Source organism: Mesorhizobium sp. M1342 (assembly GCF_040317955.1).
Classification (GTDB): domain Bacteria; phylum Pseudomonadota; class Alphaproteobacteria; order Rhizobiales; family Rhizobiaceae; genus Mesorhizobium.
Map to the genome: position 1 here is coordinate 1 of NZ_JAMYLI010000047.1, position 24,640 is coordinate 24,640.

Below are 24,640 nucleotides of genomic sequence, written 5' to 3' on the forward strand. Positions count from 1 at the left end.
GGGGCGATCATGCCCCCGTGTCGTCAAAAAGCTACCAGCCAAATATCCTGTCAGAACACTGAAGGTGCCTAAGTGAACTGCATTACTCCCATGGGGGCCGTTTTTGTTTGCGCGGATATTGGCGTTGTTGAATTAGCTATTGCTAAAATATAGCTTTCCCGGAGCTATGGAAAGGAATAGCATCATCGCTGTTCCTGAGGGGATGAGGCGGTGTCACTGGCCGCGCAATCAGCATTTTTCCGCCTCGGTCTTGCACGGCCAGATCAGAAATCTGGGAGGAATGCATGACAAGAACAGCCAGCCTTGGGCGCTGCGGCGTCCTCGTTTTGACAGGTTTGGTGGGCGCGTGGCTGAACGTTGCTTCGGCTCGGGCCGAGGACGCCAACAAGGCCGACATCGAAGCCTTGAAAAAGTCGCTCGCCAAATATGACGATTACACCGTCGCCGTCCGCGACCTCTATCTGTCGACGGTCGGCTGCGTCTACTACAGCGGAGAAAAGATAGCGGGTGCGATGGACTACCCGAAGGGCGCCATGGGTATCCACTTCGTCAATGTCCCGAGTGTCGGCCAGAAGCTCGATCCGATGAGGCCAAACGTGCTGATCTACGAGCCGACCAAGAAAGGCCTGAAGTTGGTCGGCGTGGAATGGCTGGTGCCTCTGACGCCGGACATCAAGGAACCCCCGAAGCTGTTTGGCCAGACCTTCATGGGGCCTATGGAGGGGCACTACCCTCTCATCCCGAAGGAGTTCGTCCACTACGACCTGCATGCCTGGCTCGGGGACAATCCGAACGGCATGTTCAGTCCGACGAATCCGAACGTGAAATGCAACAAGGCCGAGTTTCCGATGCTGGAAAAACCGACCAAGATGATGCCTGGGCCGATGTAACGGGCGAGTCAGGCAGGAACCTTTGCCGAGAAGACAAGCCGGATGGCTGGCTTGCCTTTGAAGCGGTCGGGAATCAGACCTTGGCGACGATCCGCATGAAGGCCGGCATGTCATCGCCGAAGCCGACGGTGGAATCGTTGTCTTCCTGGTGTCGTTGGCGGGCAGGGCGGCTGTTGTCGCGCTGCGGCCTCGTGTCGCCGCGTTCCGGTGCGCGCTGTTCATTGCGATCGGATGATTTGCGCTCGGTGTTTTCCGAACGGATCGCTTCCTTGCGCGAGCGCCGTTCGCCGACGTCGGCGGCTGCGGCCTCGGCCACCGGCTGATCCTCGCGGACTGTTTCCGGTGCCGTGTCTTCGCTGCGCTTGGCGTGGCGTTCGCGCGGTTTGCGCTCGCCGCCCTTTTCCCTGCCGCGATCGTCGTCCTTGCGGCCGGCGCGGCGCGGTGCGCCCTTGCCACGGCGCGGAGCATCATCCTCGCCGCCTTCGCTGGCAACAACCGTCGACAAGTCGCCGTCATGCCACTCGATCTTGTTGCCGATCAGACGTTCGATGGCATCGATGTATTTGGTGTCCGATTTGGTCGCGATGGTGAAGGATTTTCCGGAGCGTCCGGCGCGGCCGGTACGGCCGATACGGTGGACATAGTCCTCGGCGTGGATCGGCACGTCATAGTTGAAGACGTGGCTGACATCGGGGATGTCCAAGCCGCGCGCGGCGACGTCGGAAGCGACGAGGTAGCGCAGCTTGCCGTCGCGGAAATTGGCCAGCATCTGCATGCGCGCGCGCTGGTCCATGTCGCCGTGCAGCGCGCCGGCGTCGAAATCATACTTCAGCAGCGAGCGGAACAGCTCCGCCACTTCAACCTTGCGGTTGCAGAAGATGATGGCGTTCTTCAGCTCCGCGTCTTCGGCCTTGATCAGATTGCGCAGCGTCTCGCGCTTGTCCCACGGCTTGGAGCCGGATTTGACCAGCCGCTGGATGATGTTGGTGGCGGCGGATGCTGCCTTCGAGACCTCGACGCGCACCGGCGCGTGCAGGAATTTCTCGGTCAGCTTGGTGATTTCCGGCGGCATCGTCGCCGAGAAGAACAGCGTCTGCCTGGTGAACGGAATCATTTCGCAGATGCGCTCGATATCGGGGATGAAGCCCATGTCGAGCATGCGGTCCGCTTCGTCGATGACGAGGATCTCGACGCCGTTGAGCAACAGCTTGCCGCGCTCGCGGTGATCGAGCAGGCGGCCGGGCGTCGCGATCAGCACGTCGACGCCGCGCTCCAGCTTCTTGTTCTGTTCGTCGAATGAGACACCGCCGATCAAGAGCGCGATGTTGAGCTTGTGGTTCTTGCCGTAGCGGATGAAATTCTCTTCGACCTGCGCGGCGAGTTCGCGCGTCGGCTCCAGGATCAGCGTGCGCGGCATACGGGCGCGGGCCCGACCGTTTTCGAGGCGGGTCAGCATCGGCAGCACGAAGGAGGCCGTCTTGCCAGTGCCGGTCTGGGCGATGCCCAAAATGTCCTTGCCGAGCAAGGCGTGCGGGATCGCACCAGCCTGGATCGGCGTCGGCTGGGTATAGCCGGCGTCGGTGACTGCGGAAAGGACCTTCGGCGACAGGCCGAGGTCTGCGAAGGTCAACGCTTCTTGAGCGGTCGTGGTGTCTGAGGACAAGTGTTGTTGTCTTTGGCTGGTTCGGGGAAGCGCAACGGCGTCTAATGGCGTCTGTCGCGGCAAGCGCCACGCGCCTGCAAGATTGGTATTGCAATTAGGAGCAAGCCCTCGATTTGTCAACAGAAAGGGGCAGCAATGGCACGATTGTGAAGTTGTAACCTTAATCGGGATGCTTAATCGACCTGTCGGTCGCAGCGCCGGCTCAATAGCGGAACTGTTCGGCGAGAATACGCTCGTTCCAGGAATGATTGGGATCGAACAGCAACGTTGCTGTCGCCGTGGGTGATTCTCGCACCGTTACCGAGGTCACGGCCTTGACCTCGGTATGGTCGGCGGCGGCGTTCACCGGCCGCTTTTCCGGCTCGCGGATATCGAAGCGCACGGTCGCCTTGTTGGAGAGCAGCGCGCCGCGCCAGCGGCGCGGGCGAAACGGGCTGACCGGGGTCAGCGCCAGCAGCGGTGCGTCGAGCGGCAGGATCGGTCCATGCGCCGAAAGATTGTAGGCGGTGGACCCGGCCGGGGTTGCGATCATGACGCCGTCGCAGTTCAGTTCCTCAAGCCGGACCTGTTCGTCGACGGTGATGCGGATCTTGGCCGTCTGGTAAGACTGGCGCCACAGCGCCACCTCGTTGATCGCCAGTGCCGAAATCGTTTCGCCTTCCGAGGTCACGGCCAGCATCTCCAGCGGGCGGATCGTTTCGGCGACGGCTGCTTCGAGACGCTCCGTCAGGCCACCGGAACGATACTCGTTCATCAGGAAGCCGATGGTGCCACGGTTCATGCCGTAGACCTTCTTGCCGGTCCCCATCGTGTCGCGCAGGGTCTGCAGCAGGAAGCCGTCACCCCCAAGGGCAACGACGATCCCGGCCTCCTCGACGGAAGACTGGCCATAGCGCGCCGAGAGGCTTTCCAGCGCCGTCTTGGCGTCAGCGGTGTCGGACGAGACGAAGGCGATGCGGCTGGCGGCTTTGCTCATGGCTCCCCGATGACGACCGATTGGCAGCGGCAGGGCCGCGCCAGCGCCGGGGTAGCATGGGCGGGGTACGTCTGCAAAGGGAGCTGTCATCCCGGATGCGACCCATGCCGGATGGCAAGGCGGCCGCAGGACGGCGGATGCGGACTTGCCGTTCGCGTATCATGTCAAAGGCTACGCGAATGTGATGGTTAAGATCGGTCTTAAAGTCTCGTAAAGCCGGATCGGTCATGTTAGCCGGCAGTGGATGGGTGGCGTGGGGGCTAGCCAGTCGAGGCCGACATATTGCCGGTAACACGCCTGATCATCGTCTTTCTGATGCTGGGAAGCTTCGCGCTGCTCTTTGCCGAACTGGTGCGCCAGTCCGAAGAAACGAGCTTCCGACCGCAGCCCACGGCGTCGCGCTGTGGTGACGCAGCCGGAGCGCCATGTCCGCAAAGGGCGCTGTAGCGCTGTAACCTGATCATCCTTTCGGATGACCGGCGGCATTGGCGGCCGCTTCGGTGCGCGACATCGCGCGGCAGTTTCTCTCTTAAAAGCAGAGGCCGGTCGGCCGCCGCACATTCCATCGTGAAGGCTTGCTGTTTGCACGCGCGGCGCTTGGCGGTGTAGATGGGTGCATCGATTGGCGGAAGGGCTTTTGGGTAGCCTCGTATCCGCTGTTGTTTTGAAACAAGCCCTGTGGCTCGTTGACTGGCCGGGTGTCTGGAGCGGGGGTTTTCCATGTCACGCAGCGTGTTGGTCTCTGGCGGCTGCGGTTTCCTGGGCTCGCATCTGGTCGACCGTCTGTTGCGGCGAAGCGATCTGGAAAAGCTGGTCGTCGTCGACAATCTTTGGACCGGGACGCGAGACAACATCGCGCATGTCGCCGATCCGCGTTTCGATCTGCAGATTGCCGACGCCGAAAGCTTCTCATCCCTTCAGCGCTTCGATGAGATCATCCATCTCGCGTCGCCGGCTTCGCCTCTTTGGTACATGCGCGAGCCGGTACGCACGATCAAGGCCAACATCGGCGGCGCGCTCAATCTTCTGACGCTGCTCAAGCCCGGCGGTCGCTTCTGCTTCGCCTCGACCTCGGAAGTCTATGGCGACCCCCTGGTTTCACCGCAACCCGAGAGTTACAGGGGATCGGTGGACTGCACCGGTCCCAGGGCTTCCTATGATGAAAGCAAGCGCTGCACCGAGGCATTGCTGTTCGAGCAGCAGCGGGTTGGCGGGCTCGACATTCGCGTCGTCAGGATATTCAACACATATGGGTCGCGAACCCGCATCGACGATGGACGCGCCGTCTCGAATTTTGCCGTCCAGGCTCTCACAACCGGGGTTCTGACGGTTTATGGCGACGGCTCCCAATCGCGCAGTTGGGGTTATGTCGACGACATCGTCGAGGGGCTGGAACGTTACTTCTGGCGCGACGGCATCTCGCATCGCGGCCCTCTGAACATCGGCAACGACCACGAGGTTTCGGTCCTGCGCATCGCGGAATTCGTCAGATCGCTTGTCCCCGGCAGCCGCATCGAGCACCACCCTCCGGCTCCCCAGGATCCGACAAATCGGTGTCCGGACCTGACTTTGGCGAGGCATGTCCTTCCTGGCTGGGAAGCCAGGACGAGCTATCAGGAAGGCATCGGGCGCACCTTCGATTGGTTCCGCCAGCGAATTGCGGCCGCGGGCATTTCGGCCTCAACGGCCTGACGCGTCCGGTATCGCGGCCAGGTTCTTTCCTAGCTACCCACTGAGTCACCACCGCATCGGGCGCATGATCGGCGAGCCATGGCCGTATCCGCGGAAAGATATTGACTGTATGTTTAGTCATAGTTACTTCTGAGGTCGAGAATTGAGTTGGACAGCCGGGTTCCAGCCGGTGAATGGCCACCATGAAAGAGGGGAATATCTTGACTGCCATGCGGCTTGCCGTTGCCGGCGCGCCGCAAATGCGATGTCGACGGCCGTTCTCGTGCTGTCGGTCGGCATCGTCGCGGCCATCTTTTCGTCAGCAGGAAACGGACTTGGGGCCGTAGTGCCGCCGGTCCCAACAATGGGAGCATGCAGCATGAACTGGAAACTGACCGCGACGGCCATCGGCCTGTCGTTGCTGACTGTCACGGGCGTGGCCCGTGCCGACGGCGAGCTCAACATCTATAATTGGGGCAACTACACCAGCCCCGACCTGATCAAGAAGTTCGAGGAGACCTACAAGGTCAAGGTCACCGTCACCGATTATGACTCCAACGATACCGCCTTGGCCAAGGTCCGGCAGGGCGCCTCCGGCTATGACATCGTCGTGCCCTCGGCGAGCGTCGTGCCGGTCTGGATCAGCGAAGGTCTGCTCTTGGAGACCGATCCCAACAAGATGGAAAACTTCAAGAACGTCGATCCCAGGTGGGTCGATGTTCCATTCGATCCAGGCCGCAAATATACCGTTCCATGGCAGTGGGGCACGACCGGCATTTCGGTGAACAAGTCGGTTTATGCCGGCGACCCGAACACATCGGCGATCTTCCTCGACCCACCCCCCGAACTCGTCGGCAAGATCAATGTTGTACCCGAAATGGGTGACATCATGTTCCTCGCCATTGCTTACGAGGGTGGCAAATATTGCAGCAGCGACATGCAGATGCTGAAAAAGGTGCATGACAAGCTGGTGGAGGCGAAGGCGAAATGGCTTTCGCTCGACTATGCGGCTGTCGATGGTCTGGGCAGGGGCGACATCGCCGCGGGCGTCAACTGGAACGGCATATCGCTGCGCGAGCGGCTTGAGAACGACAAGATCGTCTATGGCTATCCCAAGGAAGGCTATCCGATCTGGATGGACAATGTCGCTGTCCTCAAGGACGCCAAGAATGTCGACAACGCCAAGCTGTTCCAGAACTTCATCATGGATCCGCAGAATGCGGCGCTGATCTCAGCCTTTGCGCGTTATTCGAACGGCATCAAGGGCTCGGAAGCCTTCATGCCCGACGACATGAAGACCGCGCCGGAAGTCAACATTCCCACCGAGTTTGCCGCCAAGGGCCAGTTCATGCAGGCCTGCCCGCCCGACGTGCAGGCGCTCTACACGAAGATCTGGACCGACCTGCAGAAATGACCTGAGCAGGCGTTCCCGCGCCGCTGCACGCGGCGCGGTCATCTCCCGTCCATGCCAAACGCGATGCGCAGATCGCAGGAGACTTCCCATGACCGATCTCGACCTTTGCTACATGCCGGCCAGCGAGGCGCTGCGGCTGTTCAAGGCGAAGAAGCTTTCGCCTGTCGAACTGATGCAGGCCACCATCCACCGCGCAGAGGCAACCAAGGCGACGATCAACTGCTTCACCTTCACGCATTTCGACGAGGCGATGGACCTGGCTGGGAAGGCCGAGGGGAAATACGCCAGGGGCGCCCGGACCGGGGCGCTCGAGGGGCTGCCGATCGGCATCAAGGACGAGAGCTATATCAAGGGCAAGCCGACCTCGCATGGCTCGCTGCTGTCCGGGGACGCCATCGGCGGCCATACCTCGACGATGAACGAGCGCATCATCCAGGCCGGCGGCATTGTCCATGCCCGCACGGCGACGCCTGAATTCAGCTGCGCCGGCTACACCTGGTCGAAACGCTGGGGTGTGACGCGCAATCCGTGGAACCCGGATTTCACGCCCGGCGGTTCGTCGGGTGGTTCCGCGGCGACGCTGGCATCCGGCACGTCGTCGATCGCCACCGGTTCGGACATTGCCGGATCGATCCGGATTCCCGCGTCGGCCTGCGGTCTTGTCGGCTTCAAGCCGCCTTACGGGCGCAATCCGGACGAGCCGCCGTTCAACCTCGATTTCTACTGCCACACCGGACCTTTGGCACGAAACGTCAGGGATGCGATCCTGCTGCAGAACGTGATTGCCGGGCCAAGCCCGCTCGACATCGCCACGCTGCGCCCCAAACTGCGCCTGCCCAGCGACTACAAGCCGATCAAGGGCTGGAAGATTGCTTTCTCGATGGACCTCGGTTCTTTCGAAGTGGACGCCGATGTGCGCAAGAACACGCTTGCCGCCTGCGACGTGTTCCGCTCGCTCGGCGCCACGGTCGAGGAAGTCGATCTGGGCTGGGGCGACGACGTGCTCAGGGCGGGCATGGCCTATCTCGAACATCTCTTCGGCGCTTCGCTGTCGCAGCTGCTCAAGGAGCACGGCAAGGACATGACGACCTATGCACGTCAATTCGCCGAGGACGGGCAGAAGTCCAAAGCCACGGATTTTGTCGGAACCCTCGATGTGGCGGCCAGGATGTACCAGACGCTGGGGCCGCTGCTTGAGACCTATGATGTGCTGGTCTGCCCGACCAACGCGCTTCCCTCCGTGCCGGCGGAGTTCGATCAGACCACGGGCACGGTCGAGATCAACGGCAAGCAGGTGAACCCGTCGCTTGGCTGGGTGATGACGACGCCGTTCAACATGATGAGCCGTTGTCCGGTCCTGTCCATCCCTTCGGGCCGGGCGGCAAGCGGCGTGCCGACAGGCATCCAGATCGTCGGCCGCACCTATTGCGATACCGATGTTTTCCGAGCGGCCATGGCCTATGAGAGGGCCAAGGGGCAATGGTACACAAACGCCGAAACGCGTCCGTCGCTATAACAGGGCGATGCGGCTCTTGCCGCGATGGTGGTTGATCTGCGGTCTCGGTTGTGGTGAGCCGACGCCGGACACCTCGAATAGACGGATCCGTGGCGGCGCCGGCGATCGCCGCCAGAAGGTCCGAAAGGAGCTGGACGAAGATGGCGCAACAAAAGGCTGCGGCGGCAAAACGCAAAGGCGCAATAGCGAAGAATGGAAGTGCGGCAAACGATCCCGCGCCGCCCAAGGACCGTCGGCGCGAACGCGGCGAAGCCAGCGTACAGCGGATCATCGACGCCACCATCGAGCTCATCGCGGAGGAGGGGCTGGCAAGCGTCACCATGCAGCGCATCGCCGAACATGTCGGCTCGTCCAATGCCTTGGTCGTCTTCCATTTTCGCAGCAAGGAGAACCTGTTTCGCGCCGTCCTGCAGTATCTCAGCGATCGCTATGACGAGCTGTGGGTGACGTTGGTGCGGGCGCCCGGCCTGTCTCCGGTTGAGCGGGCCCTGGGCGCGGTCGATTGCGCGCAACGTTTCGCCCGCCAGCACCCGAAATGGGTTTCGGTCTTTGTCGTGTTCTCCAGCGACCGCAAGAGCATGCAGATCTACAACGAGATCGGCCTTCCGAGCGATCTCGCCTACACCGCCGAGGCGCGCGAGCTGCTGATCGAGATTTCGTGCAGCGGCGGTTATACCGGCGTCGACATCGACACGCTGTCGGAGAGCCTGAATTATCTGGTTCATGGCGCCTGGTATTGGGATCATCTCAATCCGTCCAGCCGTGACACCAACGTGCTGCGCAAGACCATGCTGCTCCTGCTGCATCAGGCGTTCCCGCGGCATTTCGAACTGATGCGCTAACTGCTTCAGGGCTGCCGCAGATGGCAGCCGGCCTGCCGCTTCTGCGCCAGATACTCGTCGACAAGCTGGCGGTAGCGCACCTTGCCGAAGCTGGGGAAATGGCCGCCATGCACGACCGAGACATCGAGGTCGCGCATACGCAGCAGCGTAGCGACATAGTCATCGACAACCGAGTGGTAGACGTCGTCGATCAGCGGGCCGTCATAGATGATGTCGCCGGATAACAGGATGCCCGTCCTGTTTTCGTAGAGCGCGATGCCGCCGGGCGAATGGCCGGGCGTGTGGATCGCCTCGAAGGCCCGGTCGCCGAGATCGACGACGTCGCCATGGTCGAGCAGACGGCCGGCCGGTGCGGGCAGGATGCCGTAGCGCGCCGTGTCCCAGCCTTGCGGCATGCCATCGAACATCTCGTCGGTCGCATAGGTGCCGGCTGCCGTCCATTCGTTGCGCGGATCGGCGAGGATGTCGGCCTCGGCGGCGTGTACGCAGCGGTCCGGAAATTCGTGATGGCAGCCGATATGGTCGAAATGCGTGTGGCTGGCGACGCAGGTCAGCTTGCGCTCGCTGACCAGCGGCACATGACGCCGAAGGCTGAAATGGCCGAGCCCAGTGTCGAAGAGGAGATCGCGGTCGCGGCCGCGCACATGCCACATATTGCAGCGGAAGAACGGTTTTATCCATGGCTCGTGGATCAAGGTCACGCCATCGCTCATGCGGATGGTTTCGTACCAGTCCGGTGCCTTGATGAGCGGAAGTGTTGCCATTTTCAACCCGTCAGAAAAGTTCAGTCCGTCAGCAGGATGATCTGGTCGGTATCGCACGAAACGGCAACTGTGTCGCCCGGCCGGGCGGTGGCTGTCGCGGGCAGCCTGGCGATGAAGTGAAGCGAGGGGTCTTCGACGGAGACGGCAAGCACGCGCTTGAAGCTGCCCTGGAAGACGACGTCGCTCACTCTGGCCGTGCCGAGCCTGACACAGCCGCTGGCCTCGCCGAGGACAAGATGCTCCGGCCGTATGGCCAGCGCAACGGCAGAGCCGACCGGCAAGGCGCCGGGCAGCGAGATCGGCCCGACGGGCGTGGCGACGGTGCTTGTCCTCTCCTTCGCCTCCGTGACCGTGCCGGCAAGGATCGTGCTTTCGCCCATGAAGGTCGCCGAAAAGCGCGTCGCCGGCCGTGCGTAGACGCGCTCGGGCGGACCTTCGTCCTCGATGCGCCCGTCATTCATCACCACGCAATGGTCGGCCAGCGCCATCGCTTCTTCCTGGTCGTGGGTGACGTGGATGAAGGCGGTGCCGACGCGCTTCTGGATTGCCTTCAACTCGTCCTGCATCTGCCGGCGTAATTTGAGATCGAGCGCGCCGAGCGGCTCGTCGAGCAAAAGCACCGCCGGCTCGATCACCAGCGCCCGCGCCAGCGCCACGCGCTGCCGCTGGCCGCCGGAGAGCTGGTGCGGTTTCTTGTCGAAAGCAGCGGCGAGACCAACCAGGGCCAGCGCCTCGCGCGCCTTTGCCGCGCGTGTCGTGCCGTCGACCCCCTGCATGCGCAGGCCGAAGCCGACATTGCTGCCGACGCTCATATGCGGGAACAGCGCATAGTCCTGGAACACCGTCGTCGTCGGCCGCTTGGCCGGCGGCACCGAAGTACAGTCCTCGCCACGGATGAACACCTTGCCTTCGCTGGGCGTGACGAAGCCGCCCAGAATGGACAAGAGCGTCGTCTTGCCGGAGCCGGACGGCCCGAGCAGGATCGTGTAGCTGCCCGGCTCGATCTGCAGCGAGACATCCTTCAGCACGGTGTGCTGGCCGAAGCGGTGCGAGACGGCACGAATATCGACCAAAGGCGCGGTCATGCCTTTCTCCTGCGCAGCAATGTCAATTCGAACAGCACGACCAGCACGATGGAAACGGCGAAAACCAGCGAGCCGACGGCGTTGGTCTTCGGGTTGAGGCCGGAACGCAGCAGGTTCCAGATTTCGACCGGCAGCGTGGTGTCGAAGCGGGTGAGCAGGAAGGAGATCACGAACTCGTCCCAGGAGAAGGTCATCGACAGGAAGAAGCCGGCGAAGATGGCCGGCGCCATGACCGGCACGGTGATCAACAGCAGCACCTTCCATTCCGGCGCGCCGAGGTCGCGCGCGGCGCGTTCGATGTTGATCTGGTGGTCGCCCATCTGGCTGTAGATGATGGCAAAGCACAGCGGCAGGTTGATCACGACATGGCCGATCCCTGCCGCAAGCAGCGATTTCGGCAAGCCGGCCCAGTTGAACAGCACCAGCAGCCCCATGCCGATGATGAGATAGCTGACCGTCAGCGGCAGCGTGATCAGCCCGCGTAGCAGGCCGGAGCCCGGCAGGACGAAACGGGCAAAGCCCCAGGCGGATAGGAAACCGAGCGTGGCGGCGGCGAGCGACGAGATGGACGCGACCAGCAGCGAATTGACCAGCGCCGAGGTCAGCCTGACGTCGGAGAGCACCGCGTCGTACCAGCGCAGCGATGGGCCGGTGAAGGGCGGGATCGGAAACGACGTTGCCTGCAGCGAAAACAGCACCAGCACCACCACCGGCAGGAAGATGAAGCCGTAGACGGCGATCGCGTAGAGCCAGGAGGCGATGCGGACAATCCTGCGCATCTCAGGCCCGCTCGATCTTCAGCCAACGGGCGCAGGCGAGGTAGGCGATGGTGACGACGGCCATCAGGATAATCGACAGCGCCGAAGCCAGCGGAAAATCGCCGCGCCGGCCGATCTGCATCATCACCAGCTGCGGCATCAGAAGCTCGTTGTTGCCGCCGAGAATCTGCGGCGTGATGTAGTCGCCGATGCACAGCACGAAGGTGAGGAAGGCGCCGACCATGATGCCGGGCAAGGTCAGCGGCAGCACGACATGCAGGAAGGTGCGCACCGGCCCGGCGCCGAGATCGGCGGCGGCTTTGCGATAGCTCGGACTGAGCTGCTTGAGGTTGGCAAAGATGGTCAACGTCAACAGCATGACGAAGAAGTGCACGAAGCCGGTGACGGTGGCGAAACGCGTGTTGGCGAGTTGCAGCGGCTCGCTGATCAGGCCAGAGCCGGTCAGCGCCCGGTTGACGACGCCGTTCTGCGCCAGCACCAGCAGCCAGGAGTAGGAGCGCACGACATAGGATGTCCAGAACGGCAGCACGGCCAGCATCAGCGCCAGCCGCTGCCAGCGTTCCGGCACCTGTTCGGCGAGGATCCAGGCAAAGGGGTAGGCGAGCAGCACCGAGATTACGGTGACGATGGCGGTCACCTGCAGCGAGTTCACCATTGCCTGCCAGTAGGAGGGGTTGGTGAAGAACTGGCTGTAATTGGACAGCGTGAGGCCACCGCCCTCATGCGCCGTCAGGCTGGAAAACCCCATGGCGATGAAGGGCAGCACGAAGAACAACAGCGTCCAGCCGAGCGCCGGCGTGACCAGCGCCCAGGGCAGAGTAGAACTCGCCCGGGTCAGAGCACGGCCCGCCCGGGGCAGGGGGTTATTTGCCGAGCTGCTCATGAGCGGTATCGGCTCATTTTGCCTGCAGCATTTCGGTCCACATATCCTGCATCTTCTTGTCGAGATCGGCGTTCGGCGCCGGATAGGCCTGGGCGCGCGCCAGGAAGCCCGGCTGCTCGTCGAAGCGCAAAACCTTCTTCTGGTCGTCGGTCAGAGCCGCCTTGGTGTTCGCCGGCATGCCCCAGTAGCAGGAGGAGGTGGCAAGGCGCGCCTGGCCCTCCGGGCTCATAATGTACTGGATGAACTTCAGCGCCATGTCCTTGTTCTTGGAATCCTTGAACATGGCCAGCGACTGCGACCACAGCACCGCACCCTCCTTGGGGATGGAGAAGTCGAGCGCCGGGTTTTCCTTGGCCAGGCCCGCCGTCACCCATTCGCCGCCGCCGACCAATATGTCGACCTCGCCGGTCGCAAGCGCCGTCTGGCTGGCGGTCACTTCGCCGACCAGTTTGGCATTGGCCTTCATCTTCAAGAGCTCTTCCTTGAGGGCAGGCAGGTCGGCTTCGGTGAGCTCGGCCGTCTTCTTGCCGATCGCGAGCGCGGCCATGCCGATGACCGGCAGGTAGTAGTCGTAGATGGCGACCTTGCCCTTGTACTTGTCGCCGGTGAGTGCTGCCATCGACTGCATGTCGGCGGGGTCAACCTTGGTCTTGTTGTAGCCGATCGTGTTGTAGCCGAACTTTTCGGTGATGCCGTAGCGCTTGCCGCCGACGACGGTGGAGCCGTCCATCTTCACCTGCGGGAACAGATCGGCCAACGGCAATTTGTCGTCCGGCAATGGCTCGAACAGACCCTTTTCGACGCCGCGCGGCACGTCGATGCTGTCGATCACCATCACGTCCCAATCGCCCGGCTGCGACTGCTCGACGATGGCCAGCCCAGCGCCGGTGCCCTCGAACTCCTTGACGTTGACCTTGACGCCATTGGCCTCCTCGAACGGCTGCAGCAAGGCCGGATCGGCATGATCGCACCAGATCAGCGCGTTGAGGTCGGCGGCCTGCGCGCCCGTCGAAAGCAGCAGCGCCGCGGCTGCGGCAGCTGTGCGCAAACGGGTCCTCAGGATGGAAAGCGGATTGCTGGCTGTGTGTGACATCGAGTGTTCTCCCTTGCCTTTGTGGCTTCTTGCAAAAAATTGAACCAATTCTAAAATTGAGTCAATTCTGTTTTTATGGCAAGAGGCTGACATGAGCGGATTGCGGGCAAGGCAAAAGGCAGACCGGCACCGACGCATCATCGAGGCGGCGGCGGAACTGTTTCGCGAGGCCGGCTACGAAGGCGCCAAGATCGAGGCGATCGCCGCCCAGGCCGAGGTCTCGGTCGGCACCATCTACAATTACTATGAAAACAAGGGCGACATCCTCGGCGCCATCGTCTCGCTGGAGGTCAACGAGGTGCTGAATGCCGGTCAGGGCGTCGTCGCCCGGCCGCCGGCCAATGTCGGCGACGCGCTGGACACGCTGATCGGCATCTATATCGAGCACTCGCTGCACTATCTCAGCAAGGAGATGTGGCGGCAGGCGATGGCGATCTCAACGCAACTGCCCGATAGCCCGTTCGGCCAAGCCTACACCGCGCTCGACCGCGCGCTAACGGAACAGATCCGCGCTCTGATCGTCCGCCTGCAAGCGCTCGGCCTTGTGCGGCAGGACATAGACGGGGCGGCGCTCGGCGAACTGATCTTCAACAATATGAACATGATGTTCATCGAATTCGTGAAGCGCGACGCGGCGAGGATTGCGGAATTGCGGGCGGCGGTACGGAGGCAGAACAGGATATTGGTGGCGGCGATTGGGGTGTGAGTGGCAGGAAAGGGCAGGAGAAAGCGTTGCTTCCGCATAAGACCTGGTTTCAGATGCATGTCGGCTCTTGAGTTGAATTTAAAACCTGATACAACTTATAGGAGCAAAAACGGGGGAGGGGTAAATGGGGACGTTTTCTATCTGGGCATTGGGCGATCTTGCTGCTGTTGATCGGCGTGCCTGTTTTCTTTGCTGTTCGATCAGCCGCGAAGCCGTCGCAGAATCCCGAGGCTCTTGTGGGCTTCGGCGGCTGGTTAATGCTGCTGGCGATCGGTCAGACGTTATCACCGTTGCGCACACTTGCCGACTTCGCCAATTCGGCCGACGGCTACCAGCAACTCATGACCCTCCCGAACGGACCCCTGGCGGTGTATGGCGAACTTGCTCTCAATCTGGCATTTCTGGCGCTTCAGCTGGTTGTGCTCGTTTCGATGCTGCGGCGAAGCCACCGCTTTCCGCAATTGTTTCTGCTCCAGTGGCTGGCGATTCCTGTCGTTTTCATCCTGGACACGATCTGGGTTGCGTCAGTTCTGGGCGTTCCGGTGAGCCTGGTGCTCGCAGGCGATGCGCTGGTGGCCCCGATAGTCTCGTTTGTGCTGACAGGGCTCTGGGTCGCCTACGTCTACAAGTCCGTCAGGGTCCGGAACACGTTCACCGGGGTTGGGGCATCCACCCAGGTCGCGAGCGTGTCATAAAAGACAGCAAACTTGGAATATTTGGAGCATCACGGGCTCGGCGAACTGATGTTCATCGATCCGTGAAGCGCGAGGGGGGAGAACCCGAACTGCGCGCGGTGATCGGCAGGCAGAATCGGATTCAGGCAGAATCGGATTCAGGCAGACGCGCGTCCTGCATGAGGTGCTGTTAAACGCGTTGCGGGAAGTCACCGGGAAGGAAGTCGAGTTCATCCGGTGGAACATTACTGGGCCGGTGCCTCCTACGGCGGGGTAGAACCGACTGCAAAGGCGACGGCTGTGCCCCATAACGGGTCAAAAAGTTTGGCATCTAAATTGCTCTGACAGGTATGGGGTGGGCGAGAGCCCGTCGCTTCGCAAATGGAGCGGCGGGTCTACTCTACCAGCGACTGTCGAATGGCCACGGCAGCAGAATGTACCCGCTTGTCAGCAGAAGCTGACGGAACAACCGTGCGCGCACAAAGTTGGATTGCAGGAAGCACCGCATGCCGGCTTCCGCAGCCCGTTTCGTGTCACCGGCAATGTGGGCGGGACGGGCTGTTTTGCGTTGGTGACTACTTGTGGGTGATCCAATCCAACAGGCCAACGTCGATCTGCTCGCACCCGACATATTCGCGGACCAAGCTCTCAGCCAAATCGCGCCATTGACATTCAGGCACGCTCATATCCCTGACCAGGGCTCGAAATGCAGAGCGAAGAATATCAGCATCGAAGGCGGAGACGGAAGCAGGAGTCGGGCCCGGATCTTCCCACCCCTGGGCCATGTCATCGCGGTGACGTTGGCGAAGGCGCTTGAGCAGTTCGCGTGATGCCTCGATTGCACGTCGGGAGTGATCCATATCGCGGCGAAACGAGGCAGTTCCGGCCAGGGAATGGTGCCGCAACCGAAAGCTGGTTTCGATAGCCGCGCATGCGACTTCCATATGCGTTTCAACCATCGCGGCCTCCCTTGCTGCGAAGGGATTTATTTACTCTCTTCTCACGCGTGACCCAAGAAGGATTCAACGTACGGTTTGATACGCAAGGGCCGCGCGCAGATGGGCGCGGATCGCGGCGGCGTCTCTAACGAGCATTCGGGCGTGAGTAAGCTGTTCAAACAAGACGTGCATTCGCGCTCGCTCATGAGCCAGGCGGGCACGCAGGGCACTCGCTAATACAATCTCATCGAAGGCGTCGAGGGGGATAGACCGTCGCGGACAATCTTGCCTGACCTCGGCGGCGTTCAATTCAAAATCGCCTTGCCGGGATGTTCCGCTTTCGCCATCAGCTTGTTGAAGGCTGCGGCTTCATCCGCCGTGTCAAACGGCGCCGCCGTGATTGCTCCATCCACCGTCAAAGTGGCAGCTAGATATGGGAGGCCAGGCAGTGGCGGAAGGTAGACCATGTAAGCTGGGCGGGGAAATTTCATCCCCTATGTAGCACGGTCTGCCGGTCATCTCCTAATCGGGCGGAACGCCGCTTTGCTCCATTTCATCGCTGCCCAATCGTATTAGCTCGAACGTGACCTTAACGACCAACAAAGCGGCGTTGGTATCGTCGCGAACGTGGAACGCTACCTGACGATGAGTGCCGTCCGGCATCGCGTCTTTCGCTATTTCCAAAAGCGCCCGTGCGGCCTCGTCTTCCACGGCCTCCACGCTCGGAAGCTCTGTGCCCTTGGTGTCGGGATAGAATTCGCCGTTGTCGGTCAGATCAAAGTAGAAGCGGGCCATGCAAACCCGACAATGTCGATGCCTCCAAAAAGGTTTCCCAGTGCAATCATTTTAGTGCTTTGGATTCCCATCGTGGGCGTGATGCGTCCGGTGCTTGCCATTCGAAGTTCATCCTCCGATGGAGCCCGAGCAGGTCCACACGCCGCCGCTGGGCGAGGCGGCTTCAAAAGAGCATCGTGCAGCCGCTTCTATCGCCAAGCTGCGATCATTGCCGATCGCTCCAAGCAGTGCATGAGGTGCTGTTGAAATCCATCAAGGAGATCACCGGCGAGGAAGCGTCGTTCATCATCAGGTGGAATTGACCGCCCAGCACCACAAGGGCCGGAGCACCCGGCAGAAGAGCCGCATAGCATGGTCCCAAACGGAGGAAGGGCCTGAACCGCGAACTATTTGCGATCCAGACCCCTGGCCGTCGGGTTCTTGGCGACATTGCGCCCGCGGAAGGCCGTTCGCAAGCTGGACCTTGGTCTTGCTATTCCTGCGGAGCGCGTCAACGTCGGAGACGCGCTGAACAGTTAGAATTTCATCGCGATGCCGACGCGGAAATCGTGCGTCTGAAGCGTGTGTTCCAGCGTGCATCCGCCGCCGCAATATTCAAGCGACTTCTTGCCGAAGAAGGAGAAATCGTATTCGCCTCGCAAGAACACGTTGTGTGTGAGAGCGACGTCGATGCCTGCTCCAACAATACCACCGACCAAAGTTGCATCCCGCTCGGCGTTTCCACCTGGATAGAACGTCTTCAGCTTTGCGGCGGTTACACCAGCCGTGACAAACGGCATGTAGGCTCCCATGTCCATGCCAACGCGACCCTTTACGGATCCGAACAAACCTGTGGAGGCGTCGAGAACGCCTGGGCCTGGAATATCGTCGAAGGTGTTCTTCTTAAAGCGGTAGCCAAGCTCGCCTTCAACGCCATAGACAATCTTGCCGGACTGGAAGTTATAACCTGCAAAGCCGCCGACCGCGGCCGAGCCGACGTTGTGCGTTGCGCCAGCCTGGGCGCCCGGCTCATAGATCTTGTAATGTTCCAACGTTCCGGCGCCGAACACGCCGGCGTATGGCCCTTGCCAGGTCCATTCATGGGTGTCGACAGGAGCGGTCATCATATCGGCAGCGATGGCCGGAGCCGCCGAAAGCGCAACGAATGAAGCGAGCAAAAAAGCTTTCATGAAATCCCCATCAAATCGCCAAGCGCTTTATATCGATGAGCCTGCAACTTTGTATGTAGCTAGGAAGTCACACCTGTGGACTAAGTTGCTGCGCCTGAATTCGGCGACTAGGTATCAGGAAGGCCGGTGCAAACAGGCATCCCTCGAGGAGTTCCGGACTTCCGCGGCCGAACACCGGCGCCGCCACAACCTCTGGAATGAAACTCAACGCCGGCGAGGAATGGCAGTCAGGTTTCGACGCGGGCATTATCCGGAAATTCGAGAGCGGAGCGTGGAAGGTGCCGTTCTAATCTTCAATAAATCCCGCCGCCGCACGGTGGCGGGCTTTCCACATGGTGATGCTCCGGGGCGGATATTCTCGCCGGTAAGTGCATGATTTCCAAGGTGGATCAGGCGGCGGATCGAACTCGAGGACAATAGATTAACTATCTGAATTTACTCAATTGCCGCACTTTGCTGGTGCCCCCGGACGGAATCGAACCGCCGACCTTCGGTTTACAAAACCGCTGCTCTACCAGCTGAGCTACAAGGGCACGGCGCTCCGGTTAGCATATTTGTTGCGCCAGTAAAGACAAAACTCCGTTTTTCTCGGCATGCGGCATAGGCTGTCGGGGCAGGGCATCCTGAAAAGCGCCGGATCGCTTCCTACATCTAGGGGAGGTGCAATCGCTTCGAGCAGGGGTGTCGCATGATCAGATTTGTCGTCATTCTCCCGATCATCTTCGTGGCCTGGATGCTGCTGGTGAAGATCATCAGTGATGTGAAGAAGGCCAATGTCGACTGGACCGGCGTCACCACCATCATCGGCTTCATCGCGCTGGCGTTCTGGCTGCGCCATGTCACGGGGATGGGGTGAGGGAATAGGGGAATAGGGGAATAGGGGAATAGGGGAATAGGGGAATAGGGGGCGACGGGTCATTGGTGTCCTTGCCGTCGCCGCGCTGGCGTCAATGGCGGCCCACAAAAAATCTTCTCAACCTTTCGAACCTTTTGCCGCGCCGCGCCGACTGATGGTTAGAGGCGAATGGGTCGCCTCGATCAAAAGATCCAGGAGATCATCATGTTGAAGCGCACTCTTACCTCAGGCCTCGTCGCCATCTTCGTCGCCACCGGCGCGCTCGCCGGCACTGTCGGCACGTCGTCAGCCCACGGCATGCACGGTCATCATCATCACCACCACAACCATCACAAGAAGCACTTCAAGAAGTTCTGGTGGAAGCACTACAACCACCACCACAACCATCACCACAGGCACGGCAGGGTGATCATTTTCCTTTGATGGAGGGACCCAATTTCCCAAAAGGGCGGCTTCGGCCGCCCTTTTTGCGTTGGGCGATCACTTTGTGAAGTGGGGACGGCAAAGCTGCCGATCTCCCCCTTTGCGGGGGAGATGTCCGGCAGGACAGAGGGGGGTGTGAAGGATCACCGGCTTCCCCATGAACTTTCTCTATTTTGTCCGTGCGGTTGCCTCGCCCTGATTGGTTGACAAGCTGGCGGGACAGCACCCCCCTCTGCCCTGCCGGGCATCTCCCCCGCAAGGGGGGAGATCAGCCGCATCAACTTCTTCGCCAAGCTCTCGCAAGGTCGCCTTCAGCATGACCTCGGTCGATCCGATTTCTCCGATCCCAGAAAAATCGAAAAAAGATTCGAACCTTTTTCCTGGCCGCGACGACAGATGATCAAGAGGCGGATGGATCGCCTCGGTCAACGAAGCAAGGAGATCGTCATGTTCAAGAGCACACTCGTTTCCGGCCTCATCGCCACTGCAGTTGCCGCCGCCACGCTGGCCGGCACCGTCCAGCCCTCGGCCGCCCACAGCCATCACCACAACCGCGAAATCGGCATCGGCATTGCCGCCGGCGTCGGCGGCTTCGTCCTCGGCAGCCTGCTCGCCCAGCCGCGTACCGTCTATGTCGACGAAGGCGGCGGCTCGTGGCACGTCCGCCGCTGCTATGACCGCTACCAGAGCTATGATGCGGACTCCGACACCTATCTCGGCCACGACGGCTATCGCCACTACTGCCGTCTTTGAGAGGAGGAGGCGTTTCAATCAGCCAGAAGAGGGGCGCCCCGCAGCCCCTCTTTCGCTGTGCTTGAAACGATCGGACCGTCAGGTCGCCCTGATGCCGCCGATCATCCGGGTCACCTCGGCCGCGGCATCGCGCACCAGCGGGCCGATCTCGGCCAGCCGCTCCGGCGTCACCCGCACCGTTGGCCCCGACACCGAAACGCCGCCAATCGGCTCGCCGAATTCGTTGAAGATGGCGGCCGCCACGCAGCGCATGCCGGGATGCCGCTCCTCGTCGTCGACCGACCAGCCGCGCAGCTTGATCCGCGCCAGATCGTGGGCAAGCGCTGAAATGTCGGACAGCGTCCTGTCGGTGAAGCGCTGCAGTCCGGCCTTGCGCAGGATGGTTCCGACGCGCTCCGGCTCGAGATGCGCCAGCACCGCCTTGCCGATGCCCGACGCATGGAACGGGCTGCGCGTGCCCGGCCGGAAGAAGGCGCGGATCGCCTGGTGCGTCTCGACCTGGCTGACGAAGACCACGCAATCGTCCTCGGCGACGCCGAGATTGGCGGTCTCGCCGGTTCTTTCCATCAGCTCCTGCATGACGACACGGGCGCGGTCGACCAGTTTGCGGCGGCGCAGGAAGGCCGCGCCCATGCGGTAGGTCTCGACGCCGATCGACCAGAGCTGGTCTGATGTGTCGAATTCGACCATGCCGTGGTTTTGCAGCGTCGTCAGCATGCGATAGGCGGTGGACGCGGCAAGGCCGCTCTGCGCAGAGATCTCGCTCAGCGACAGGCCGCTGCCTTCCGCGACAATGGCCAAGATGCGCAGCGCCCGGTCGAGCGACTGCACCGAGCTGGCCTCCGACGGCCCGTTGAAAGCGCGCGGCCGTCCGCGCTGGCGTTTTTCGGTGGTTTCCATGCAGTCAATCTCGGCCGGTTTCGCCAAATGCACAATGAAAAAGTTTTTCACTACGTTCGCGGGTCGGATTCCTGGAAAACACAAAATCAAATAAAATCAAGAAAGTGACGCCGTTTTCTAGAAATGAAAAAATATTCTGAAAAAATTGAAAAATAACCGGCGTGCTGACATCCTTGGCCAATCCAACAATGACAAACCCGTGGAGGGCTGGAAAATGGCCAGGATGCGCGCTGTCGATGCCGCGGTTCTCGTTCTCGAAAAGGAAGGCATTTCCTGCGCTTTCGGCGTGCCGGGCGCGGCGATCAATCCGTTCTATTCGGCAATGAAGGCCAGGGGCACGATCCGCCATGTGCTTGCCCGTCACGTCGAGGGCGCCTCGCACATGGCGGAAGGTTTCACCCGCGCCAAGGCGGGCAATATCGGCCTGTGCATCGGCACTTCGGGTCCAGCCGGCACCGACATGATCACCGGGCTCTATTCGGCCGCCGCGGATTCCATTCCGATCCTGTGCATCACCGGTCAGGCGCCGCGGGCGCGGCTGAACAAGGAGGATTTCCAGGCCGTCGACATATCAGCCATTGCCGCGCCGGTCGCCAAATGGGCAGTCACCGTCATGGAACCCTATCTCGTCCCCATGGCGCTGCAGAAGGCGTTTCACCTGATGCGCTCGTCACGTCCCGGCCCGGTGCTGATCGACCTGCCGGTCGACGTGCAACTCGCCGAAATCGAATTCGACATCGACGCCTATGAGCCGTTGACGCCGTTCAAGCCGGCCATGACACGCGCCCAGGCCGAAAAGGCGTTGACGATGCTCAACGCCGCCGAAAAGCCGCTGATCGTCGCCGGCGGCGGCATCATCAACGCCGATGCATCGGATCTGCTCATCGAATTCGCCGAAATTTCAGGCGTGCCGGTCATCCCGACCTTGATGGGCTGGGGCGCGATCCCCGACGACCACCGGCTGATGGCCGGCATGTGCGGGCTGCAGACCTCGCACCGCTATGGCAATGCGACGATGCTGGAAGCCGACTTCGTCTTCGGCATCGGCAACCGCTGGGCCAACCGCCACACCGGCTCGGTCGACGTTTATACAAAGGGCAAAAAATTCATCCATGTCGACATCGAGCCGACGCAGATCGGCCGCGTCTTCGCGCCGGATCTCGGCGTCGTCTCGGATGCTGGCGCGGCGCTGAAGATGCTGCTCGACGTCGCCACCGAATGGAAGACGGCGGGCAAGCTGCGCGACTGGTCGATCTGGGCGAAGGAATGCCAGGCCCGCAAGAAGACGATGAAGCGCAAGACGCATTTCGACCAGGTGCCGCTGAAGCCGCAGCGTGTCTATGAGGAGATGAACAAGGCGTTCGGCCGCGACGTCACCTATGTCACCACGATCGGCCTGTCGCAGATTGCCGGGGCGCAGTTCCTGCATGTCTACAAGCCGCGCAACTGGATCAATTGCGGCCAGGCCGGCCCGCTCGGCTGGACCTTGCCGGCTGCCCTTGGCGTTCGCGCCGCCGACCCGGACCGCACCATCGTGGCGCTGTCGGGCGACTATGATTTCCAGTTCATGATCGAGGAACTGGCGGTCGGCGCACAGCACAAATTGCCCTATCTGCATGTCGTCGTGAACAACGCCTATCTCGGCCTGATCCGCCAGGCGCAGCGTGGGTTTTCGATGGATTTCGAGGTCGATCTTGCCTTCGAGAACATCAACCGGTCAGGCGATCCCGAGGCCGGCTATGGCGTCGACCATGTTGCCGTCGCCGAGGCGATGGGCTGCAAGGCGGTCAGGGTGCGCAAGCCCGAAGAGTTCGCCGGTGCCTTCAAGGAAGCGCAGCGGCTGATGAAGGAGCACCGGATTCCGGTCGTTCTCGAATTCATCCTCGAACGCGTCACCAACATCTCCATGGGTACCGAGATCGACAAGATCACTGAATTCGAGGAGCTTGCCGAACATCAGGAAGATGCGCCGACGGCGATTGTGATGTTGGATTAGGAGAAAAAGAATGCCGCGTTTTTCAGCCAATCTGTCGATGCTCTTTGGCGAGCATGAGTTCCTCGACCGTTTCGATGCCGCCGCCCGCGCCGGCTTCAAGGCCGTCGAATATATCGGCCCCTATGACCATGCCCCCGATGTCGTCGCGGCCCGGTTGAAGAAGAACGGCCTGACCCAGGTGCTGTTCAATCTTCCAGCCGGCGACTGGGGCAACGGCGAACGCGGCATTGCGGTGCTGCCGGACCGTGTGCCGGAATTCCGCCAGGGCATCGCCAAGGCGATCACCTACGCGCAGGCGCTCGGCTGCCAGCAGGTCAATTGCCTGGCCGGCATCGCGCCGGCCGCCGCCGACCGCAAGGTGCTGGAGGATGTCTTTGCCGAAAACCTCGCCTTCGCGGCGGAGAAGCTGGAGCAGGCCGGCATCAGGCTGCTGATCGAGCCGATCAACACGCGCGATATTCCGGGCTTCTTCCTCAACTATTCCGATCAGGCCTTGGCGCTGATCGATCGCGTCGGCTCGAAAAACCTGTTCCTGCAATACGACATCTATCACATGCAGATCATGGAGGGGGATCTCGCCAGGACCATCGAGGCTAACCTTGGCCGCATCGCGCATATCCAGCTTGCGGATAATCCCGGCCGTCACGAGCCGGGGACGGGTGAGATCAATTATCCCTTCCTCTACGAGCATATCGACCGCATTGGTTATTCCGGCTGGGTCGGGGCGGAATACAAGCCGAAAGCGGGTACGGAGGCCGGGCTGGGGTGGTTCAACGAACTGGCCGGGCAGGGAAGTGCTGCGGCGTAAGCACTAGAGGGGGCGTTTCACACAGTCATTTGGAGAACCACAATGGAAACCATCGGCTTCATCGGCCTCGGCATCATGGGCGCGCCGATGGCGGGGCATCTGCTGGACGCGGGTTACAAGGTCATCGCCAGCGACCATCGCTCCAAGCCGCCGGCCGATATCGTCGCCAAGGGGCTGAAGTCAGTTACCGGCCATGCCGCCGTTGCCAAGGCTGCCGACATCATCATCACCATGGTGCCCGACACGCCGCAGGTCGCCGACGTGCTGTTCGGCGACAACAGCGTCGCGTCCGGCCTGTCGAAGGGCAAGCTGGTCATCGACATGAGCTCGATTTCGCCGATCGAGACCAAGGTGTTCGCAAAGAAGATCAACGATCTCGGCTGCGACTATCTCGATGCGCCGGTCTCGGGCGGCGAGGTCGGTGCCAAGGCGGCGTCGCTCACCATCATGGTCGGCGGCGAGGAAAAGCCTTTCGAGCGCGCCAAACCCGTCTTCGAGAAGATGGGCAAGAACATCACCCTGGTCGGGCCGAACGGGGTTGGCCAGACCACCAAGGTGGCCAACCAGATCGTCGTTGCGCTGACCATTGAAGCCGTCGCCGAAGCGCTTGTTTTTGCGTCGAAAGCCGGCGCCGATCCGGCCAAGGTCAGGCAGGCGCTGATGGGCGGGCTGGCGGCTTCGCGCATTCTGGAAGTGCATGGCGAGCGCATGGTCAAGCGCACCTTCGCGCCTGGTTTCCGCATCGAACTGCACCAGAAGGATCTGAACCTCGCGCTGGAGGGCGCGAAGGCGCTCGGCGTTTCCTTGCCCAACACCTCGACGACTCAGCAGCTGTTCAATTCCTGCGCGGCTAATGGCGGCGCCAAGGAGGATCATTCGGCGCTGGTCAGGGCGCTGGAGCGGATGGCCAATTTCGAGGTCGGCAGCGAGGCAGCCGACGCCAGGGGCAAAGCGGCATAGGTCAGGAGAGGGCGGCGCAACGTTCCCAAGCCGCAAACTCCTGGCCCGTCGAAGAACGGGTTCCAGCGTCTGTCGGAACCCGTTTC

General features: G+C 61.5%; 24 protein-coding genes and 1 tRNA gene. 13 read left to right on the top strand and 12 right to left on the bottom strand.

Annotation, left to right across the window (positions count from 1 at the left end; genetic code table 11):
• Positions 1-284 precede the first annotated feature (284 nt).
• Positions 285-890 carry a hypothetical protein gene (locus tag NKH06_RS30630; protein WP_023812119.1) on the top strand — a complete coding sequence of 202 codons (606 nt, stop codon included), beginning with the start codon at positions 285-287 and terminating at the stop codon, positions 888-890.
• 73 nt (positions 891-963) lie between these two features.
• Here the strand turns inward: NKH06_RS30630 and NKH06_RS30635 are convergent, their stop codons facing one another.
• Positions 964-2,553: a DEAD/DEAH box helicase gene (locus tag NKH06_RS30635; protein ID WP_352439940.1), complete on the bottom strand. Its 1,590-nt coding sequence runs from the start codon at positions 2,551-2,553 to the stop codon at positions 964-966.
• Between the two features lie 202 nt (positions 2,554-2,755).
• Complete coding sequence (locus NKH06_RS30640; RefSeq protein ID WP_023812117.1) at positions 2,756-3,529, bottom strand: NAD kinase; 774 nt, start codon at positions 3,527-3,529, stop codon at positions 2,756-2,758.
• A 720-nt stretch (positions 3,530-4,249) separates the two neighbouring features.
• Between NKH06_RS30640 and NKH06_RS30645 the strand changes: the two genes are divergently transcribed.
• The 4 genes from NKH06_RS30645 to NKH06_RS30660 all read left to right on the top strand — a co-directional run bounded on the left by NKH06_RS30645 (position 4,250) and on the right by NKH06_RS30660 (position 8,972).
• Positions 4,250-5,221: an NAD-dependent epimerase/dehydratase family protein gene (locus NKH06_RS30645; protein WP_352865173.1), complete on the top strand. Its 972-nt coding sequence runs from the start codon at positions 4,250-4,252 to the stop codon at positions 5,219-5,221.
• Between the two features lie 358 nt (positions 5,222-5,579).
• Positions 5,580-6,614, top strand: a complete 1,035-nt coding sequence (locus NKH06_RS30650; RefSeq protein ID WP_352865171.1) for an extracellular solute-binding protein — start codon at positions 5,580-5,582, stop codon at positions 6,612-6,614.
• A gap of 88 nt (positions 6,615-6,702) precedes the next feature.
• On the top strand, positions 6,703-8,130 hold the full coding sequence (locus NKH06_RS30655) for an amidase (protein ID WP_352894990.1): 1,428 nt from the start codon (positions 6,703-6,705) through the stop codon (positions 8,128-8,130).
• A 140-nt stretch (positions 8,131-8,270) separates the two neighbouring features.
• Positions 8,271-8,972 (top strand): TetR/AcrR family transcriptional regulator, encoded by a 702-nt coding sequence (locus NKH06_RS30660; protein WP_352865166.1) that lies wholly within the window; start codon positions 8,271-8,273, stop codon positions 8,970-8,972.
• A gap of 5 nt (positions 8,973-8,977) precedes the next feature.
• Here NKH06_RS30660 and NKH06_RS30665 read toward each other — a convergent pair whose 3' ends face one another.
• The 5 genes from NKH06_RS30665 to NKH06_RS30685 are packed head-to-tail and all read right to left on the bottom strand — an operon-like array spanning position 8,978 to position 13,576.
• Positions 8,978-9,736 carry an MBL fold metallo-hydrolase gene (locus tag NKH06_RS30665; RefSeq protein WP_352865163.1) on the bottom strand — a complete coding sequence of 253 codons (759 nt, stop codon included), beginning with the start codon at positions 9,734-9,736 and terminating at the stop codon, positions 8,978-8,980.
• A 20-nt stretch (positions 9,737-9,756) separates the two neighbouring features.
• Positions 9,757-10,821 carry an ABC transporter ATP-binding protein gene (locus NKH06_RS30670; protein WP_352865160.1) on the bottom strand — a complete coding sequence of 355 codons (1,065 nt, stop codon included), beginning with the start codon at positions 10,819-10,821 and terminating at the stop codon, positions 9,757-9,759.
• Positions 10,818-11,600, bottom strand: coding sequence for an ABC transporter permease (locus NKH06_RS30675; RefSeq protein WP_352751398.1), 783 nt, complete (start codon positions 11,598-11,600; stop codon positions 10,818-10,820). The genes NKH06_RS30670 and NKH06_RS30675 overlap by 4 nt, the downstream gene beginning before the upstream one ends.
• Position 11,601: 1 nt before the next feature.
• A complete protein-coding gene (locus NKH06_RS30680) occupies positions 11,602-12,483 on the bottom strand; it encodes an ABC transporter permease (RefSeq protein ID WP_352751400.1) in 882 nt (293 codons plus the stop codon).
• A gap of 13 nt (positions 12,484-12,496) precedes the next feature.
• Positions 12,497-13,576: a polyamine ABC transporter substrate-binding protein gene (locus tag NKH06_RS30685; protein WP_352751402.1), complete on the bottom strand. Its 1,080-nt coding sequence runs from the start codon at positions 13,574-13,576 to the stop codon at positions 12,497-12,499.
• A 91-nt stretch (positions 13,577-13,667) separates the two neighbouring features.
• On the opposite strand from NKH06_RS30685, the gene NKH06_RS30690 reads away from it, so the two are divergent.
• On the top strand, positions 13,668-14,282 hold the full coding sequence (locus tag NKH06_RS30690; protein WP_352865148.1) for a TetR/AcrR family transcriptional regulator: 615 nt from the start codon (positions 13,668-13,670) through the stop codon (positions 14,280-14,282).
• A gap of 158 nt (positions 14,283-14,440) precedes the next feature.
• Positions 14,441-14,977 (top strand): DUF2569 family protein, encoded by a 537-nt coding sequence (locus NKH06_RS30695; protein ID WP_352894993.1) that lies wholly within the window; start codon positions 14,441-14,443, stop codon positions 14,975-14,977.
• A 554-nt stretch (positions 14,978-15,531) separates the two neighbouring features.
• Here the strand turns inward: NKH06_RS30695 and NKH06_RS30700 are convergent.
• The 4 genes from NKH06_RS30700 to NKH06_RS30715 all read right to left on the bottom strand — a co-directional run bounded on the left by NKH06_RS30700 (position 15,532) and on the right by NKH06_RS30715 (position 18,391).
• Positions 15,532-15,915, bottom strand: a complete 384-nt coding sequence (locus tag NKH06_RS30700; RefSeq protein WP_352439950.1) for a hypothetical protein — start codon at positions 15,913-15,915, stop codon at positions 15,532-15,534.
• Between the two features lie 501 nt (positions 15,916-16,416).
• Positions 16,417-16,689, bottom strand: a complete 273-nt coding sequence (locus NKH06_RS30705) for a DUF6894 family protein (protein WP_023812099.1) — start codon at positions 16,687-16,689, stop codon at positions 16,417-16,419.
• Between the two features lie 515 nt (positions 16,690-17,204).
• The gene (locus NKH06_RS30710; RefSeq protein ID WP_128305850.1) at positions 17,205-17,858 is read right to left on the bottom strand and encodes an outer membrane protein; all 654 of its coding nucleotides are present in this window, start codon (positions 17,856-17,858) and stop codon (positions 17,205-17,207) included.
• A 457-nt stretch (positions 17,859-18,315) separates the two neighbouring features.
• A tRNA-Thr gene (locus NKH06_RS30715) sits at positions 18,316-18,391 on the bottom strand.
• Positions 18,392-18,546: 155 nt separating this feature from the next.
• Here NKH06_RS30715 and NKH06_RS30720 point away from each other — a divergent pair.
• From NKH06_RS30720 to NKH06_RS30730, 3 genes are all read left to right on the top strand, one after another.
• Positions 18,547-18,714: a hypothetical protein gene (locus NKH06_RS30720; protein ID WP_352439964.1), complete on the top strand. Its 168-nt coding sequence runs from the start codon at positions 18,547-18,549 to the stop codon at positions 18,712-18,714.
• 204 nt (positions 18,715-18,918) lie between these two features.
• The gene (locus NKH06_RS30725) at positions 18,919-19,137 is read left to right on the top strand and encodes a hypothetical protein (protein WP_352439965.1); all 219 of its coding nucleotides are present in this window, start codon (positions 18,919-18,921) and stop codon (positions 19,135-19,137) included.
• Positions 19,138-19,584: 447 nt separating this feature from the next.
• Positions 19,585-19,890: a BA14K family protein gene (locus NKH06_RS30730; protein ID WP_023812095.1), complete on the top strand. Its 306-nt coding sequence runs from the start codon at positions 19,585-19,587 to the stop codon at positions 19,888-19,890.
• Positions 19,891-19,968: 78 nt separating this feature from the next.
• On the opposite strand, the gene bhcR is transcribed toward NKH06_RS30730, so the two are convergent.
• Positions 19,969-20,790 (bottom strand): HTH-type transcriptional regulator BhcR, encoded by an 822-nt coding sequence (gene bhcR, locus NKH06_RS30735; RefSeq protein WP_127295745.1) that lies wholly within the window; start codon positions 20,788-20,790, stop codon positions 19,969-19,971.
• Positions 20,791-21,004: 214 nt separating this feature from the next.
• Here bhcR and gcl point away from each other — a divergent pair, with 214 nt between their 5' ends.
• Genes gcl through NKH06_RS30750 form a run of 3 tightly spaced genes read left to right on the top strand, consistent with a single transcriptional unit; the run spans position 21,005 to position 24,554 of the window.
• Positions 21,005-22,786, top strand: coding sequence for a glyoxylate carboligase (gene gcl / locus NKH06_RS30740; protein WP_352439967.1), 1,782 nt, complete (start codon positions 21,005-21,007; stop codon positions 22,784-22,786).
• A 10-nt stretch (positions 22,787-22,796) separates the two neighbouring features.
• Positions 22,797-23,594, top strand: a complete 798-nt coding sequence (gene otnI, locus NKH06_RS30745) for a 2-oxo-tetronate isomerase (RefSeq protein WP_352439968.1) — start codon at positions 22,797-22,799, stop codon at positions 23,592-23,594.
• A 42-nt stretch (positions 23,595-23,636) separates the two neighbouring features.
• Complete coding sequence (locus tag NKH06_RS30750; RefSeq protein WP_352439969.1) at positions 23,637-24,554, top strand: 2-hydroxy-3-oxopropionate reductase; 918 nt, start codon at positions 23,637-23,639, stop codon at positions 24,552-24,554.
• Positions 24,555-24,640: the final 86 nt, after the last annotated feature.